Source organism: Amycolatopsis sp. NPDC059027 (assembly GCF_042739735.1).
In the GTDB taxonomy this organism is placed as follows: Bacteria; Actinomycetota; Actinomycetes; order Mycobacteriales; family Pseudonocardiaceae; genus Amycolatopsis.
In genome coordinates, this window is record NZ_JBHYIK010000086.1 from 9,719 (window position 1) to 26,975 (window position 17,257).

Sequence of the window (17,257 nt, forward strand, 5' to 3'; positions counted from 1 at the left end):
CTTCCCCCCCCATTTTCTTTTTTCTTCTCTTTTCTTTACATCTTCCCTCCCCCCACATCGGGTCCGGCAGGGGGAAACTTCGTTGGGGCGCTCGACCCCGGCGCGGCTCAGGCGTCGTTCCACTCCACGGCGACGCCCGCCAGCCCCGGTCCCGCCTCCCGGAAGTACGCGCTCGTGACGCCCTGGGCGTCGCACGGCAGCTCCTCGGCCTCGACCGGCAGCGCGTCGTCGCGCGCCCGGATCTGCCGGGTGCACCGCGCGGGCAGGGCGTCCGTGGCGAACCGCAGCTGCAGCAGGTAGCTCGAGCACTGGTCGCGCAGCATCCGGTAGTAACCGGGGGAGGCCGAGCCCGAGTCGTCGCGGACCTCGAAGCAGAAGACGTGGATGTCGCCCTCGGCGAGCTTGCGGTCGAACAGCAGCTCGGTCGCCATGGTGTCGTGCTCGGGGTTGCGCCGCATCCGCCCGACCCGGCAGCCTTCGTCGGTGATCAGCTCGACGTCGGCGATCCGGCAGCCCGGGTCGCCGTTGTACACCGTGACGTAGCGGTCCGGGCCGTGTCGCCGGGCGCGGGTCACCAGCCGGGTCCGCACGCTCACCTGGCGGTGTTCGGCGTCGAAGGTGATCGTGTCGTGCACCGACAGCAGCTCGAGGTCGGCGTTGTGCCGGTTGGTGGCCGGGTACGCGCCCAGCTCGGCGAGCAGCTCGTCGACGATCGAGCCCATGTCGCCGGATCGCAGGTCGTGGAACGACGCGGCCATCTGGTGCCCGCGCGGCCGCCCCACCCGCGGTCCGATCAGCACCACGAGGGAGTTGGCCGGCAGCTGGAGCACCGCCTCCAGTGCGCGGACGGCGGGCAGCGCCTTCGGCACCTCCGGCTGGCGGAGGCCACGCTGCCAGTAGCTCAGCGTCGACTGTCCGATCTGGACACCCCGAAGGCTCAGATGGGCGCGCAGCCGGGCCAGTGACAGGCCCCGGTGCGCGATGGCCAGCCGTAGTGCCTGGTGGAATTCGCCGCCGCGGAGCGCCGCGGAGAGTTCCTTCGGCAGCTCGCCGGCCGGACGGCGGACGCCGTCGATGATCAAGGGGAGGTCTCCGTCTGTTGCCACCGCTCGTCCCTTCACCCGAACAGTGTGTGCGCTGGGCGTGAACACCGCGGAACGTTCACGTTAGCAGTGCCCCGGAATGCTGCCGACCCCCGTTCGGGGTGGCTGGCACGGGATCCCCGCCGTTCCGCGTTCCGGCACCGGGGCGGAACGGTCCGTTCGTCCGGATGGCGTTCTTGCCCAGCGTGACCGCGCTGTTCACCGTTGTGACCACCGAATGGTTCGCCCATATTCGAGCAGGAGGCCGTCCGTGCCAGTGATCTCGAATCGGGCTCGTACCGCCGCGGCGGTGAGCCTGGCCTTGTGGCTGGCCCTTCCCGCGACGGCGGAGGCGGTTTCGCTTCCGGCGTCCTATCAGGACACCACCGCGCGGGCGACGGCCGTGCGCCAGGTGATGCCCCGTGGCGGGGACATCCCCGCCCAGCAGAACGGTGACGACGGCGTCTGGGTTCCCCTGCTGCTCCTCGGCGGGCTGCTGGTCGCGAGCGCGGGTGGCTATCTGGTGTACGCGTTACGCCGTCCGGCCGAAACCTGACCGGCGGGCCCGGTGGTGAGCACCCCCGCCGGGCCCACCGGTCGACCACGGGCACCGTAGGGTCTTCCCGTGGGCCGACTCGTGGTGATCGAAGGACTGGACGGTGCCGGGAAGCGCACCCTGACGGACAGGCTGACCGGTGCGCTGAACGCCGCCGGGGCGAGCGTGGGCAAGCTCGCGTTCCCGCGCTACGGCGAGAGCGTGCACGCCGACCTTGTCCGCGAAGCGCTGCATCGCGGTCACGGCGACCTCGTCGATTCGGTGTACGGGATGGCGATGCTCTACGCGCTCGATCGCCGTGGCGCCGCCGAGGACATCCGGACGCGGCTGGCCGCGAACGACGTCGTGCTGCTGGATCGGTACGTCGCCTCCAACGCCGCGTACGCCGCCGCACGGCTGCGACAGGACGCGAGCGGCGAGGTCGTGCGCTGGGTCTGGGACCTGGAGGTCGAGCGGTTCGCCCTGCCGCGCCCGGACGCGCAGCTGCTGCTGCGGGTCGCGCCCGAGGTCGCCGCCGAGCGGGCCGAACGTCGCGCGGCGACCGAAACGGACCGGGAGCGCGACGCGTTCGAGACCGACGACGCACTCCAGACACGCTGCGCCGCCGTATACGACGAACTCGCGAAGTCGGCGTGGCTCGCTCCGTGGCATGTCCTCGACGGCGTCTCGCACACCGACGTCGAGGCGCTCGCGAAGGAATTACTCCAGAGCTGAGACGTCTCGGGCGAACCGAGCCGGGTCGAACAACGCGATCGGGTGCGTGGTCCCGCCGTCGACGACGAGGTCGGCCAGGATCTCCCCGACCACCGGGACGAACTTGAAGCCGTGCCCGGAGAATCCGCACGCGACCGTGACCCTGTCCTCCGCCGGATGCGGCGCGATCACGAAATGCGTGTCCGGGGTGGTGGTGTAGAGACAGGTCGCCGCGCGCAGGAAGCGTCCCGGCAGGGTCGGCAGGCGCGGCGCGACGGTCGCGGCCATGTTCGCGACCTCCTCGTCCGACACCGTGCGGTCGATCGTGTCCGCCGTGCAGGTCCGCCCGCCGCTGAAGATCGCGACCTTGACCCCGTCCCGCGGTCCGTGGCGTGCCGGGAAGCCGTAGAGATCGCGGCCGTCCCCGGTGTTCCAGATGTACACCGGATGCCGCCGGTACGGCTCGATACCGCCGTCGGGGGCGAACCAGTACTGGATCTGCCGCTCGATCCGGAACTCGACGCCGAGGTCGGACAGGAGTTCGGGGGCCCATGCCCCGGGGCAGACGACGAGGTGCCCGGCGGTGTAGTGGTCGTGCGAGGTGCCGACCCGGACGCCCGAGGTGCTCGCGCTCCAGGTGTAGACCTTTTCCTCGTGGTGCAGTTCGGCGCCCGCTCGCGCGGCGAGCTGCAGGTGCGCGGCGACACTCGCCTCGGGCACCACGAGCCCCGCGCCCGGTTCGTACAGCGCGATTTCGTCGTCCGCCGGGTTGAGGGTGGGGAAGCGGCGGCGGATCTCGGCCGCGTCGAGCAGCTCGTGCGCGAGGTCGAATTTCTGCGCGCTCAGCTGGCTCCCGGTCACTGGCCGCGAATCCGGCCGCCCGAGGACGAGCCCGCCGCAGCGGGTGAAGATCTCCCGCTGGGAGTCGCGTTCGATGCCCTCCCACAGTTCGTGCGCCCGCAGCAGCAGCGGGACGTAGGCCGGGTCCTCGAAGTAGGCCTGCCGCGTGATCCGCGAGCCGCCGTGGCTGGAGCCGCGGTTGTGCACCGGCGCGAACTGGTCGATACCGAGCACCCGCTGCCCGCGCCGCGCCAGCCGGCACGCGGCCGCGCTGCCCATCCCGCCGAGCCCGAGCACGATGACGTCGTAATGGGTCATCGCGCGCTCCGCAACCGTGTCATCGTCGGATCGAACAACGGCTCGGCCGCCACCAGTGCGGGGATCTTCTCGGCGAAGTACTCGATCTCGACCCGCTGACCCGGCGTCGTGTAATCGACGGGAAGCCACGCGTAGGCGATGTTCTTGCCGACCGTGTAGCCGTATGCCGCACTGGTGACGTAGCCGATCGGCCGGCTCTGCGCGTATACCGGCTCCTTGCCGAGCACGACGGCGTACGGATCGTCGATGGTCAGGCAGGTCAGTTTCCGCGTGACCGTCTCGGCCGAACGTCCTTCGAGCGCGTCCCGGCCGAGGAAGTAGCCCTTGTCCCTTCGCACCGCGAAGCCGAGACCGGCCTCGTACGGGTCGTGTTCGGTGGTCAGATCCGTGCCCCAGGACCGATAGCCCTTCTCCAGGCGCATGCTCGCGAACGCCTCCCGGCCCGCGGCGATGATCCCGTGCGGCCTGCCCGCCTCCCACAGCGTGTCCCACAGCCGCCTGCCGAGGTCGGCGCCGGTGTAGAGCTCCCAGCCGAGTTCGCCCACATAGGACAGTCGCATCGCGACCACCGGGATACCGCCTACGTATGCGGCTTTCGCCTTGAAGTAGCCCATCGCCCGGTGTGAGAAGTCCGTTGTGGACAGTGGCTGCAGGACCTTGCGCGCGAGTGGTCCCCACAGGCCGACACAGCAGGTGCCGGACGTGGTCTCGTGGATCTGCACGGTGCCGTCGCCGGGCAGATGCCTGCGCAGCCAGTCGAGGTCGAGGGGCCCGTTGACGCCGACCTGGAACCGGTCGGCGGCCAGCCGCGCGACCGTGAGATCGCCGCGCACCCCGCCGTCCTCGCCGAGCAGCAGCGTGTAGGTGATCGCCCCCGGCGGCTTGTCGAGCTGGTTGGTGGTCATCGCCTGGAGGAACGGCAGCGCGCCAGGACCGGTGACTTCGAGGCGCTTCAGCGGTGTCATGTCGAACATCGCCACCCGCTCGCGGGCCACCAGCGCCTCGGCTCCGCCGATCGGCGACCAGTACCGCCCGGCCCAGCCGTTGCGGGCGGGGATCCGGTCGACCTCCGGCAGGTTCTCGTTCTCGGCGTACCACTGTGGACGTTCCCAGCCGCCCGCCTCCAGGAAACACGCGCCGAGTTCGAGCTGGCGCTCGTAGAACGGGCTCGTCCGCAGTGGCCGCGGTTCTTCCATCGGCTGCAGGGGATGGATGACGTCGTACACCTCGACGAAGCTCTGGCAACTGCGGGCGCGCACGTAGTCCGGCGCGAGCTGGACCCGTTCGAAACGGGCGAGGTCGCAGCCGTGCACGTCGGTCTTCGGCTGCCCGTCGACGAGCCATTCGGCCAGTGCGCGGGCGGCACCGGCGGAGTGGGTGATCCAGACGGCCTCCGCGACCCAGAAGCCGTCGAGGTCCGGGTGTTCGCCGAGCAACGGCATCCCGTCCGGGGTGAACGAGAACAGCCCGTTGACGCCTTCTTCGACCTTCGCCTCGCGCAGGATCGGCAGCAACTCGGTGGCGGCGGCCCAGGACGCTTCGAAGTCGGCTGGGGTGAACGCGAGTTCGGACGGCATGCCTTCGGTGGCACGGGGATCGGCGATGTCCGAGGGATCGACCGGCATCGGTCGGTGCCCGTACGCGCCGACACCGAGCCGGTCGCCGTGCTCGCGGAAGTAGAGGTCGGCGTCCTGGTGCCGCAGGATCGGCCTGCTCGCCTCGGTGGGGTCGGCGAGCGCGGGCAACGGCGTCGTCTTCGCGTACTGGTGCGCCATCGGGACCAGCGGCACGGTGAGGTCGACCAGCTCCCCGAGCAGCGGTCCCCACATCCCGGCACAGGACACGACGACGTCGGCGCGGAACCGGTCGGTCTCGGTGACCACGGCGGTGACCCGGCCGCGCGCGCGTTCCACGGCGACGACCCGCTGGCGGGCGAGGAACCGGGCCCCGCGCTCGATCGCCCGCCGGGCCTGGGCTTCGGCCGCGCGCAGCGGTTCCGCCAGCCCGTCGCCGGGGGTGTGGAAGCCGCCGAGGATCTTCGTCGCGTCGAGCAGCGGGTGCAGGGCGGCGCACGCGCCCGCGTCGAGCAGCGTGCTCGGCACGCCCCACGACGTCGCCCAGCCGTGCCGTCGTTGCAGATCCGCCCAGCGGGCCGGGGAACCGGCGACCTCGAGCCCGCCGACCGGCCGGAAGCACGGACGCCCGTCGAGGGTGAGACCGCTGTACTTCTCGACGGTGTAGCCGGCGAACTCGGTCATCGTCTTGCAGCCGTTGGTCTGGAAGACCAGCCCCGGCGCGTGCGAGCTGGACCCGCCGGTGGCGAACAGGTCACCCTGCTCCAGCACGGTGACGTCGGTCCAGCCGCGCTCGGTGAGCTCGTCGGCCACCGCGCAGCCGACTATCCCCGCGCCGACGACGACAACGCGCGGCCGTGGAGCCATCGGGGTCCTCCTCGCCTGCCCGCGCGTCCACTGTGGACAGCCGGGCTCCTTGCCGTTGGCGTGCTCGGGGCCCGCGTCGGGGGAGGCGCGGGAGGTTGCGGATGGGGGAATACGTTCCGTCTTCTGCAACAAGGTGCGTGATGCCGCGAGCAGTGTCAAGAGCCCGAAAAGGTTCCCGTTCCAGGGTGGTCGCGCAGGTGGGCGCGGTGCTACCGGCGAACGGGCCAAGTAACGGCACGCTCGCCCTTGTCGATGCGACGTCGGGGGAGTGGACGCCTCAGTCCGCGAAGTAGCCGAGCTGGGCGGAAAGCTCCATCGCCGCTTCGGTGAGCGGCTGCACGATCTGGCGGACGCGCTGTTTCGAGAGGCGGTACGAAGGCCCCGAAACGCTCATCGCGGCCACGACTTCGCCGCCGGGGCCGCGGATCGGCACCGCGACCGCGTGCATACCGAGTTCGAGTTCCTCGTAGCAGGCCACGTAACCGTCTTCGGTGACGCGGTCGAGTTCGGCATTCAGTTCTTCCGGGTCGACGACCGTACGCGGGGTGTACTGCTCCAGCTTGCGGCGGAGAAGACGCTTTCGCTCCGCCTCGGGCAGCGAGGCCAGCAGGATCTTGCCGCTGGAGGTCGCGTGCAGCGGCGTGCGCTGGCCGGTCCAGTTCTGCGTGGTGATCGCGGCCGATCCGCGGGCCTGGCTGATGTTGATCGCGACGCCGTCGTCGGCGATCGCGATGTTGACCGTCTCGCCCAGCGACTCGGCCAGTGCCTGGCAGCTGGTCCGGCCCAGCTTCGCCAGGTCCATCCGGCCGGTGGCGGCCCCGGCCAGCCGGACGATGCCGAAGCCGATGGCGTACTTCCCCCGCTCGCCCAGCTGCTCCACCAGGCCACGCGACTCCAGGACACTCAGCAGGCGGGACGCGGTCGACTTGTGGACGCCCAGTTCGCCCGCGATCTCGGTGATCCCCGTTTCCCCGTTGCGGGCGAGCAGTTCCAGCACGCTGATCGCGCGGTCGACCGATTGCACCTGGCTGGGAGTTGCGTTCGCAGGGTCCTGGTTCCGCATGACGCAACACTAACGGCTGACGCTGAAAAAGTTCGGCTGAGTGGGCGAACACCGAGGGACGCCCCTGGTGCGTTGGCTGTGGCGAGGGACGCCCTCGGTGCATCGAGCGCACCGAGGGCGTCCCTCGCATCCGCTCGCGGTCCGCTCCACACGGGTACGGTGGGCGGTGAGGGGACGGCCCGGCCGCCACCCGGAAGGCCCGCACCCGGATGGAGCAAATCTGCTCGATTTCGGATCTTTCCGGCGTCCGAACCCCGGGTCGCGCGTCCTCGTGTGGCAAGTAGTGCGAATATGTGTTCATGAAGGCACGTGTCTTGGTGGTCGACGACGACCCCGCACTCGCGGAGATGCTCACCATCGTGCTCCGTGGGGAGGGGTTCGACACGGCGGTGGTCGCCGACGGTTCGCGCGCGCTTCCCGCGCTGCGCGAGCTGAAACCCGACCTCGTCCTGCTCGACCTCATGCTGCCCGGGATGAACGGCATCGACGTCTGCAAGGCGATCCGGGCCGAGTCCGGCGTGCCGATCGTCATGCTCACCGCCAAGAGCGACACGGTGGACATCGTGCTCGGCCTGGAGTCCGGCGCCGACGACTACGTGGTCAAGCCCTTCAAGCCGAAGGAGCTGGTCGCGCGGGTCCGCGCCCGGATGCGCCGCACCGAGGCCGAGCCCGCCGAGTCGCTCACCATCGGCGATCTGGCCATCGACGTCCCCGGCCACGAGGTCACCCGCGAGGGCAAGGCCATCCCGCTGACTCCGCTGGAGTTCGACCTGCTGGTCGCGCTGGCGCGCAAGCCGCGTCAGGTGTTCACCCGCGAGGTGCTGCTCGAGCAGGTCTGGGGTTACCGGCACGCGGCCGACACCCGGCTGGTCAACGTGCACGTCCAGCGGCTGCGGTCGAAGGTGGAGCGGGACCCGGAGCACCCCGAGGTGGTGTTGACCGTGCGCGGCGTCGGGTACAAGGCCGGCCCGCCGTGATCCGTCCATGACAGCGCCATCCCCGGAAGAGCCGGAAAGCACCGGGGCGGAGCCCGGCCGTGACCCGAAGAGGGGACGGCTGCCGCGCTCCGCCCGCTCGGCGGCGCGCCTCGTACGGCGCGTCGCGGCTTTCGCGCGCCGTCGTGTCGTCGGCTTCAACGAACTGTGGCGGCATTCGCTGCAGTTCCGGGTCACCGTGTCGACGCTGGCGCTGTCCTCGGCGGTGGTGTTCGTGCTGGGCATGGTGCTGCAGAACCAGATCACCGAACGCCTGCTGGACACCAAGCGTTCCGCCGCGATCGAGCAGACGCGGGCGCTCGCCGACACCGCGGCGGGGGAGCTGGTCGGCGTCGGCGGCGAGAGCTCCGAAGCCATGCGCACGCGGCTGGAGAACGCGCTCAAGAAGATCTCCAGCAGCCCGGCGAACCAGGGCGGGGCCGGTTCTGCGGCGGGCACCTTCGACCCGGTGCTGGTCAGCGGCGGCCGTGGCCAGGCGGTCAGCGTCCCGGTGTCGGCGGGACCGTTCGCCAGCGTGCCGGCGCGGCTGCGCCAGTTCGTCGAGTCCAACCAGGTCAGCTACCTGGAGCACACCGTCGAAGACGGCAACGGCGGCCGCACCACGTACCTCATCGTCGGCGCGCCGCTGAGCACCGTGGCCAGCCCGCTGCAGCTGTACCTGCTGTTCCCGCTGACCAGCGAGCAGAACACGGTGTCCACCGTGCAGAACACGCTGCTCGTCGGCGGGCTCGTGCTGCTGTTGCTGCTCGCCGGGATTACGAACCTCGTCACGCGGCAGGTGGTGCGGCCCGTCCGGCAGGCGGCGGCCGCGGCCGAGCAGTTCGCGGGCGGGGATCTCGACCAGCGGCTCGCCGTGCTCGGCGAGGACGATCTGGCGAAACTCGCGGTGTCCTACAACGAGATGGCCGCGAGCATCCAGCGGCAGATCCGGCAGCTGGAGGAGTTCGGCGGGCTGCAGCGGCGGTTCACCTCCGACGTCTCGCACGAGCTGCGCACCCCGCTGACCACCGTCCGGATGGCGGCCGACGTGCTGCACGCCTCGCGCGAGCAGTTCCCGGCCGGGCTCGCCCGCTCCACCGAGCTGCTGGTCGACGAGCTCGACCGTTTCGAGGCCCTGCTCGGCGATCTGCTGGAGATCAGCCGTCTCGACGCCGGTGTCGAGGAGCTGTCCGCCGAGTTCATCGACGTCCGGCCGATCGCGACCAGGGCGGTCGAGCAGGTCCGGGTCATCGCCGGGAACGCGGGCAGCTCGATCGATCTGGTGCTGCCCGACGAAGAGGCGCCCGCGGAGGTCGACGCCCGGCGCGTCGAACGGATCCTGCGGAACCTGCTCGCCAACGCCGTCGACCACAGTGAGGGCAAACCGGTGGTGCTCACCGTGGGAGTCAACGAGAACGCCGTGGCGGTCACGGTCCGGGACCGCGGTGTCGGGCTGCGGACCGGCGAGGCGGAACTGGTGTTCAACCGGTTCTGGCGGGCAGACCCGTCCCGCAACCGGCGCACCGGCGGCACCGGGCTGGGCCTGGCGATCAGTCAGGAGGACGCGCGCCTGCACGGCGGGCAGCTCGACGCGTGGGGCGAGCCGGGCTACGGCGCGTGCTTCCGGCTGGTACTGCCGCGCAGGCAGGGCACCGCGGTCGAGGAGAGCCCGCTGCCGCTGCCGCCCGCGGACCACGTCCCGCCCGCCGCCGAGCCGACCGTGATCGGCACGCTCGAGGTGCAGCCCGCGCCGGACGCGCTGCTCGCCGAGCGCGAGGAGGTCGGCCGGTGAAACGTGCCGCACTGGCCTTGCTGTGCTTCGTCCTCCTGGCGGGCTGCGCGAACATCCCGCAGGAATCCCAGCCGATGGTGGTGCCGGGGGAGAAGCCGCCGCCGGCGGCAGCCAGCGCGCCCAACCCGTCGGAGGGCATCGACTCGCTGACGCTGGCGCGCCAGTTCGTCCGCGCGAGCGCCGTGCCGGGGTCGAACAACGCCGCCGCCCGCGCGTACCTCGACGACCAGGCCCGCGCGAACTGGAAGCCCGCGCGGGGGCTGACGATCATCGACGACATCTTCAACACCACCTACGACACCGAGAACCGGTCGCCGGATCCGAACGTGCAGACGGTGAACGTGCACGGTTTCGCGCTGGGCGTGCTGAACGGCGACGGCTCGTTCGTCCCGAACCAGGCGCCTTTCAAGCTCCAGCTCGAAGTGCGCAAGCAGCAGGCGACAGGGCAGTGGCGGATCGCCAACCCGCCGCCGAACCTGGTCGTCACCAACGCCGACTTCTCGATCAACTACTTCCGCGTCCCGGTGAGCTTCTACTCGCCGGACGCGGGCACGTTCGTGCCCGATCTTCGTTACGTGGTCGCGAAACCGCAGTCGGGACTCGCCGGGCGCGTGATGGACCTGCTGATGCTCGGGCCGTCCGAAGGGCTCGCGGGATCGGTGAAGAACCTCCTCGCGGATCCGATCACCATCGAGAACAACGTCAAGACCGCCGACGACGGTTCGGTGGTGGTGCCGCTGACCGGGCTGACCGGGGCGACGCCCGAGACGCGGAACCTGATCGCCGCGCAGATCGTGCTCTCGCTGCAGACCGTGACCTCGACCCGGATCCGGCTGCTCGCCGACGGCGCGCCGCTCGTGCCGGGGCACGAGTACTGGCGGGCGAGCGAGCTGCCCGCGTACGGCGCCGCGTCGTCGCCGAGTTCCGATCTGCTGGGGCTGATGACCGCGGGCGGGCGGGCGCGTTCGCTCGGCACCGGCGCGCCGGTCGAGGGCCCGGCGGGTAGTGGTGGCTACGACGTCGCCGGCGCGGCGCAGTCGATCGACGGGAAACGGCTCGCGGTGGTCGAACGCGCCGGCGGCCGGATGCGGCTGCGGGTCGGCGACTACGGCAGGGACCTGCCGCAGACGGAGCTGTTCGGTGGTTCGCTCACCCGGCCGACCTGGCGCCCCGCCGCGCCCGGCGGCGACGCCTCCGGTGAGGTGTGGACGGTCGTCGATCACACGACGGTGGCGCGGCTCGTGCTGGCCCCCGGCGGGCATTGGGCGCAGCAGGGCGTGAACGCGAACGAGGTGACCGCGCTCGGCCAGATCACCGAACTCCGGCTCTCCCGCGACGGTGCGCGCGCCGCGGCAGTGGTCGGCGGGAAGCTGGTGGTCGCCTCGGTGGTCCGGACCGCCGATTCGGTGACCCTGCGCGCGCCGCGGCTGCTGCAGAACCGCGATCTCACGAACGTCGTGGACGTCGACTGGGCCACTCCGGACACGCTCGTGGCGGCCACGTCGTCGACCTCGCAGCCGGTGGTGAAACTGCCGATCGACGGGCTGCGGATGGACGCCTTCAACAGCTCGAACCTGACCCCGCCGGTGCTCTCCGTCACCGCCGCCCCGAACCGCCCGATCGTGGTCGCCGACAGCGGTGGCCTGTGGGTCGCCTCGGAACTGGGCGAGGTCTGGCGGCCCCATGCCCACACCACCCCCGGCGCCGATCCCTTCTATCCCGGCTGAAGCCTGCGCACCCGACTGTCCCTTGTGGACGCTGGGTTGCGCTCGTGCGGCGCGAGCGTGAGCAAAGGTCCCTTGCTCCCGGTTCCGGCGGGGCGGGGTGTTGATCCGAGGGCCTCCCTGGGTGCGCTCATCGCACCGAGGGACGCCCTCGTCGCACCCAACGCACCCAAGGCGTCCCTCGGCACAGCGCTCGTCCGCGCGCGTCGCGAACGCTCCGTTCGGGACGCTCAACGTCCTCAACGGCGCGTTCGGGACATGGACCCGGCGTCCGCGCCGCAGCCTTGCCGCGTCGCGGCGAGCCGAAACTGTCGGTGGTGGGCGGGACACTCAGCGGCATGAACTCCCGTGTGCTCGATCTCCTCATCCCCGCCCGCTGCGCCGCCTGCGGTGTGCGCGGTGCCCCGTGCTGCGCCGGATGCGCCCAGGTGTGGGGAGCACTGACCGAGGTGACCCGCCTGCCGACGACGGGTCTCGTGCCGGTGTACGCGCTCGCCCGCTACGAGGGCGTGGCCAAACGGCTCCTGATCGCCTACAAGGAACGCGGCCGCCGTGATCTCGGCCCGCCGCTCGGCCGGGCAGTGGCCGACGCGCTCCCGTCGCTGCTCGCCAGGGCGCTCGCACCCGGAGCCGGGATTCCCATCGCCGGGAATCTCCGGAGTGGGAATCCCCGCACTGGGATTCCCAGCCTTGGGATCCCCGGCGGTGGGAATCCCGAAAGTGGGATTCCCACATCCGGCCGTCCCACAAACGGCCTTCCCGCCTCCGCGCTTTCCGAACCGGCGAACCCACGAGGCGGGAATCCCCGTCGCGGGATTCCCCAGTCCGGGAATCTCCCACCGGGGTTTCCCGGACCTGCGGCTCTCGAGCCGGAGGACCCCGAAACCGGGAACGCCGGTACCGGGACTCTCCGAACCGGCCCTCTCGGTGGCGGGAATCCCACTACTGGGAATCCCAGACCGGAGCGCCCCGGAACCGGGCTTCCCGCAGTGGGGAACCCCCGGACCGGGAATCCCGAGGTCGGGAATCCCACTCACGGTGTCTGTCTCGTGCCCGCTCCGAGCAGGCGCTCGGCGTCCCGGCTGAGGGGCGGTCCGCACGTCCAGCGCCTGGCCGAGGCCGCCGCCGAGCTGCTCGCCGCTCGCGGTGTCCCGGCTGCGGTGGCGCCCGCGTTGCGGCTGGCGGGTGGCGCGAAGGACGCTGTCGGGCTGAGCCGGGCGGAGCGGCTGGCCAACCTCGAAGGACGGCTCCGGTTCGTCCCGGCGGGCCGTCCGCCGCCGGAGCTGCCGGTGGTGGTGCTCGACGACGTCGTGACCAGCGGCGCCACGGCCGCGGCGTGCACGCGGGTGCTGCGCGGACAGGGAGTGGAGGTGGTCGCGGTCCTCGCACTCCTCGCGGCCGAGTGATCCGAGGGTCACCTACATGAGTGACCTTTAGCGGGAACGTCAGCGCCCGCGCGGCCGTTGTCCGGGTATGAGGGCCTACCCCCGAAGCACTCCGATGACACGCCACTCCACCGGGGTGGCGGCTGTGCCCGGCGGGGTTGTCACCCTCGGTTTTCCTGGCACCGAAGCGTTGCGCCGTCCGCGTGAAAACGAGTCACGGGAACGGTGCCCGAACCGCGAGGATTTTGCGGTGATCACCCGTGCGTCACTGCGCGCCGTGACGGTTTCTTACCCCCTGACATCCCCCGGCTCGGGGGCTGTTGCAACGGCCGTGATGAAGCTAACGTGCTCCGCAATCAGCAATCCCCGCAGGCAGGGAGGTGACCAGCCCATGTCCCTGGCGCCGGAGGTGCGCTGAGTTCGCGCTCGGACATCCGCCGCGAGACGTCGTGACCGTCTGCCGAGTTCCCTCAGCCCGCGATCCGGGCTTCGTCCCCGCTTTACCGGCGCCCTGGTTAAACACAACAGCTCGCAGTCATTTCAGCGAGGGAGGTCGTGTATGGACATCGTCGTTAAGGGCCGCAACGTGGAGGTGCCCGATCATTACCGGGCGCTTGTCGGCGAAAAGCTGGCCCGGCTTGAGCGCTACGACAAGAAGGTCATCCGGTACGACGTGGAGCTCTTCCACGAGCCGAACCGCAGGCAGGCCAAGAGCTGCCAGCGCGTCGAGATCACCGGAAAGGGCAGGGGCCCGGCCGTGCGCGCCGAAGCGTGTGCCGCCGACTTCTACGCAGCGCTGGACTCCGCGGTCACCAAGCTCGAGAACCGTTTGCGGAGGACACACGACCGGAGGCGCGTGCACTATGGCCGCAGCCGTCCGGAATCGGTCGCCGAGGCGACCTCCATGGCGATGGCGCCAGGCACGTCCCCGGCGAATTCCGCCGCTCCCGCCGCGCGTACCGCGGTGTTGGAGGCACCCGAGGCCGAAACACTCACGAACGGATTCGCGGCTTCGAGTGTCGAGGGGATTCCCCAGCAACAGCGCTGGGAAGACGATGAGCTGGGCCACCAGCCCGGCCGCGTCGTCCGCGAGAAACAGCATTCCGCGGACCCGATGACGGTGGACCAGGCTCTCTACGAGATGGAGCTGGTCGGCCACGACTTCTACCTGTTCAACGACTCCGAAGCCGGCAGGCCGAGCGTCGTCTACCGCCGGAAAGGCTTCGACTACGGCGTGATCCGGCTCGGCTGAGCGGACCCGGACAAGGCCTCGAGCGGCCCGCACGCACCGCGTGCGGGCCGCTCGCGTGCGGTCCCTACGCAAGGTGCGTGCGCGCATGCTGTCCGGTTCCCTACGATGGGGTGCGGACGACTGCGGCTCACCAGGCCCCAGTCGCGGACGACACTGCCCGGGAGCGGCTCGGGTGCGTTCAACAAATCAGCTAGTGAGGTCGACCGGATGGTGCTGAACCGCCTGCTCCGCGCGGGTGAGGGCAAGATGGTGAAGCGGCTGCGCAACATCGCCGATCACATCAATACCCTCGAAGACGACGTCAAGGACCTGTCCGACGCCGAGCTGCGGGCGAAGACCGAGGAGTTCCGCAAGCGGTATCGCGAGGACAAGGAGACGCTCGACGAGCTGCTCCCGGAGGCCTTCGCGGTCGCCCGCGAGGCGAGCAAGCGGGTGCTCGGCCAGCGGCACTACGACGTCCAGCTGATGGGGGGCGCGGCGCTGCACCTCGGCCAGGTGGCCGAGATGAAGACCGGTGAGGGCAAGACCCTGACCTGTGTGCTCGCGGCCTACCTGAACGCGATCCCCGGCGACGGCGTGCACATCATCACGACCAACGACTACCTGGCCAAGCGCGACTCGGAGTGGATGGGCCGTATCCACCGCTTCCTCGGACTCGAGGTCGGCGTCATCCTGGCCGAGCAGCAGCCGGACGTGCGGCGCCAGCAGTACAACGCCGACATCACCTACGGCACGAACAACGAGTTCGGGTTCGACTACCTGCGCGACAACATGACCTGGAGCCTGGACGAGTGCGTCCAGCGCGGGCACAACTTCGCGGTCGTCGACGAGGTCGACTCGATCCTCATCGACGAGGCGCGGACCCCGCTGATCATCTCCGGCCCCGCCGACCAGTCCTCGCGCTGGTACGTCGAGTTCGCCCGGCTCGCGCCGCTCATGCAGGGCATCGACACCACCACGATGGGCACGCGCGAGCGCGTCGAGAAGACCAACCTGATCAACAGCAAGTACCACTACGAGGTCGACGTGCGGAAGCGCACGGTCGCGGTCACCGAGAAGGGCGTCCGGTTCGTCGAGGACCAGCTCGGTATCGACAACCTCTACGAGGCCGCCAACACCCCACTGGTCGGCTACCTGAACAACGCGCTGAAGGTCCAGGAGCTCTACCACCGCGACAAGGACTACATCGTCCGCGACGGCGAGGTCATGATCGTCGACGAGTTCACCGGGCGCATCCTGGTGGGCCGCCGCTACAACGAGGGCATGCACCAGGCGATCGAGGCCAAGGAGAAGGTCGAGATCAAGGCCGAGAACCAGACGCTGGCCACGATCACGCTGCAGAACTACTTCCGGCTGTACAAGAAGCTCTCCGGGATGACCGGTACCGCCGAGACCGAGGCGGCCGAGTTCCACCAGACCTACAAGCTGGGCGTGGTGCCGATCCCGACGAACCGGCCGATGGTCCGCGCCGACCAGGCGGACCTGATCTACAAGTCCGAGCAGTCGAAGTTCGAGGCCGTGGCCGAGGACATCGCCGAACGGCACGAGAAGGGCCAGCCGGTCCTGGTCGGCACGACCAGCGTCGAGAAGTCCGAGCACCTGTCGAAGCTGCTGCTGAAACTGGGTGTGCCGCACGAGGTGCTCAACGCGAAGCACCACGACCGCGAGGCGCTGATCGTCGCGCGGGCCGGCCGCAAGGGCGCGGTCACGGTCGCCACCAACATGGCGGGCCGCGGTACCGACATCGTGCTCGGCGGCAACCCGGACATCATCGCCGACCAGACGCTGCGCGAGCGCGGCCTCGACCCGGTGGAGAACTCCGAGGAGTACGAGGCCGCGTGGCCGAACGTGCTCGAAGAGATCAAGGCGGACGCCAAGGCCGAGGCCGAAGAGGTCCGTGAGGCGGGCGGGCTGTACGTGCTCGGCACCGAGCGCCACGAATCGCGCCGCATCGACAACCAGCTCCGCGGTCGTTCCGGCCGTCAGGGCGACCCCGGCGAATCGCGGTTCTACCTGTCGCTCGGGGACGAGCTGATGCGCCGCTTCAACGCGACGATGGTCGAGCGCGTGATGACCACCATGCGGCTGCCCGACGACGTGCCGATCGAGCACAAGATGGTCTCCAAGGCCATCAAGAGCGCGCAGACACAGGTCGAGCAGCTCAACCACGAGACGCGCAAGAACGTCCTCAAGTACGACGAGGTCATGAACGAGCAGCGCAAGGTGATCTACGCCGAGCGCCGCCGCGTGCTCGAAGGTGAGGACCTGCGCGAGCAGATCGAGCACATGCTCATCGACGTCGTCAACGCCTACGTCGACGGTGCGACCGAGTCCGGGTACGCCGAGGACTGGGACCACGAAAAGCTGTGGACCGCGCTCAAGACGCTCTACCCGGTGAGCCTCGACTGGGACGACCTGATGGAGGACGGCGACCTCGACTCCGAGGGCCTGCGCGCCGCGCTGGTCGAGGACGCGCATCGGGCTTACGACCGCCGCGAGGCCGAGATCGACGAGCTGGTCGGCGAGGAAGGCGCGATGCGCCGCCTCGAGCGCCAGGTGATGCTCACCGTGCTCGACCGCAAATGGCGTGAGCACCTCTACGAGATGGACTATCTCAAGGAGGGCATCGGCATGCGGGCGCTCGCGCAGCGCGATCCGCTGATCGAGTACCAGCGCGAGGGCTTCGACATGTTCCGCGCGATGCTGGACTCGTTGAAGGAGGAGGCCGTCGGCTTCCTGTTCAACCTCCAGGTCGAGCGTGCCGAACCGGCGCCGGTCGCCGAGGAAGGCGCCACGGCGCTGCCCACCGGGGTGAGCGGCAACGGCAACGGCCAGGCCCCGGAGGGCGAGGGTGAGGGCAGGCATGCCCGCCCGGCACCGCCGCAGCCGACGACCGACACCGAGTCGGTGCCGTCCGCCTTGCGGGGCAAGGGGCTCGGCGGTGGCGGTGCGCAGAGCGGGCTGACCATGTCGGGCCCGGGTGAGGACGGGAACGTCGAGTCCCATTCGGACGGTCCGGCCGAGGCGGCCGGTGGGGCGGGTGGTGGCACCCGCCGGGAGCGCCGTGCCGCGCAGCGTGCCGAGGCGAAGAAGGGCAAGAAGGGCCCGCGCCGCTAGGAGTTTCGGTCGCCGGAGGG

Annotated in this window: 12 protein-coding genes; 8 read left to right on the top strand and 4 right to left on the bottom strand. The window is 70.3% G+C overall.

Annotated elements, in window-relative coordinates; all coding sequences use genetic code 11:
• Nucleotides 1-107: 107 nt before the first annotated feature.
• On the bottom strand, nucleotides 108-1,106 hold the full coding sequence (locus tag ACFWY9_RS38825; protein WP_378329315.1) for a hypothetical protein: 999 nt from the start codon (nucleotides 1,104-1,106) through the stop codon (nucleotides 108-110).
• 247 nt (nucleotides 1,107-1,353) lie between these two features.
• On the opposite strand from ACFWY9_RS38825, the gene ACFWY9_RS38830 reads away from it, so the two are divergent.
• Both ACFWY9_RS38830 and ACFWY9_RS38835 read left to right on the top strand, forming a co-directional pair.
• Complete coding sequence (locus ACFWY9_RS38830) at nucleotides 1,354-1,638, top strand: hypothetical protein (protein WP_378329314.1); 285 nt, start codon at nucleotides 1,354-1,356, stop codon at nucleotides 1,636-1,638.
• Nucleotides 1,639-1,719: 81 nt separating this feature from the next.
• Nucleotides 1,720-2,352: a dTMP kinase gene (locus ACFWY9_RS38835; protein ID WP_378329357.1), complete on the top strand. Its 633-nt coding sequence runs from the start codon at nucleotides 1,720-1,722 to the stop codon at nucleotides 2,350-2,352.
• On the opposite strand, the gene solA is transcribed toward ACFWY9_RS38835, so the two are convergent.
• From solA to ACFWY9_RS38850, 3 genes are all read right to left on the bottom strand, one after another.
• Complete coding sequence (gene solA, locus ACFWY9_RS38840; RefSeq protein ID WP_378329313.1) at nucleotides 2,338-3,489, bottom strand: N-methyl-L-tryptophan oxidase; 1,152 nt, start codon at nucleotides 3,487-3,489, stop codon at nucleotides 2,338-2,340. The genes ACFWY9_RS38835 and solA overlap by 15 nt on opposite strands.
• Complete coding sequence (locus ACFWY9_RS38845; protein WP_378329312.1) at nucleotides 3,486-5,930, bottom strand: FAD-dependent oxidoreductase; 2,445 nt, start codon at nucleotides 5,928-5,930, stop codon at nucleotides 3,486-3,488. Before ACFWY9_RS38845 ends, solA begins: the two co-directional genes overlap by 4 nt.
• Nucleotides 5,931-6,207: 277 nt before the next feature.
• A complete protein-coding gene (locus ACFWY9_RS38850) occupies nucleotides 6,208-6,993 on the bottom strand; it encodes an IclR family transcriptional regulator (protein ID WP_378329311.1) in 786 nt (261 codons plus the stop codon).
• A 299-nt stretch (nucleotides 6,994-7,292) separates the two neighbouring features.
• Here ACFWY9_RS38850 and mtrA point away from each other — a divergent pair, with 299 nt between their 5' ends.
• The 6 genes from mtrA (at nucleotide 7,293) to secA (ending at nucleotide 17,237) form a co-directional block, all read left to right on the top strand.
• Nucleotides 7,293-7,970 carry an MtrAB system response regulator MtrA gene (gene mtrA, locus ACFWY9_RS38855; protein WP_007028977.1) on the top strand — a complete coding sequence of 226 codons (678 nt, stop codon included), beginning with the start codon at nucleotides 7,293-7,295 and terminating at the stop codon, nucleotides 7,968-7,970.
• A 7-nt stretch (nucleotides 7,971-7,977) separates the two neighbouring features.
• Nucleotides 7,978-9,759 (top strand): MtrAB system histidine kinase MtrB, encoded by a 1,782-nt coding sequence (gene mtrB, locus ACFWY9_RS38860; protein ID WP_378329310.1) that lies wholly within the window; start codon nucleotides 7,978-7,980, stop codon nucleotides 9,757-9,759.
• Nucleotides 9,756-11,486: an LpqB family beta-propeller domain-containing protein gene (locus tag ACFWY9_RS38865; RefSeq protein ID WP_378341239.1), complete on the top strand. Its 1,731-nt coding sequence runs from the start codon at nucleotides 9,756-9,758 to the stop codon at nucleotides 11,484-11,486. The genes mtrB and ACFWY9_RS38865 overlap by 4 nt, the downstream gene beginning before the upstream one ends.
• Nucleotides 11,487-12,532: 1,046 nt before the next feature.
• The gene (locus ACFWY9_RS38870) at nucleotides 12,533-12,889 is read left to right on the top strand and encodes a hypothetical protein (protein ID WP_378341240.1); all 357 of its coding nucleotides are present in this window, start codon (nucleotides 12,533-12,535) and stop codon (nucleotides 12,887-12,889) included.
• Nucleotides 12,890-13,427: 538 nt separating this feature from the next.
• Complete coding sequence (gene hpf, locus ACFWY9_RS38875; RefSeq protein WP_378329307.1) at nucleotides 13,428-14,120, top strand: ribosome hibernation-promoting factor, HPF/YfiA family; 693 nt, start codon at nucleotides 13,428-13,430, stop codon at nucleotides 14,118-14,120.
• A gap of 207 nt (nucleotides 14,121-14,327) precedes the next feature.
• Complete coding sequence (gene secA / locus ACFWY9_RS38880; protein WP_378329306.1) at nucleotides 14,328-17,237, top strand: preprotein translocase subunit SecA; 2,910 nt, start codon at nucleotides 14,328-14,330, stop codon at nucleotides 17,235-17,237.
• Nucleotides 17,238-17,257 lie beyond the last annotated feature (20 nt).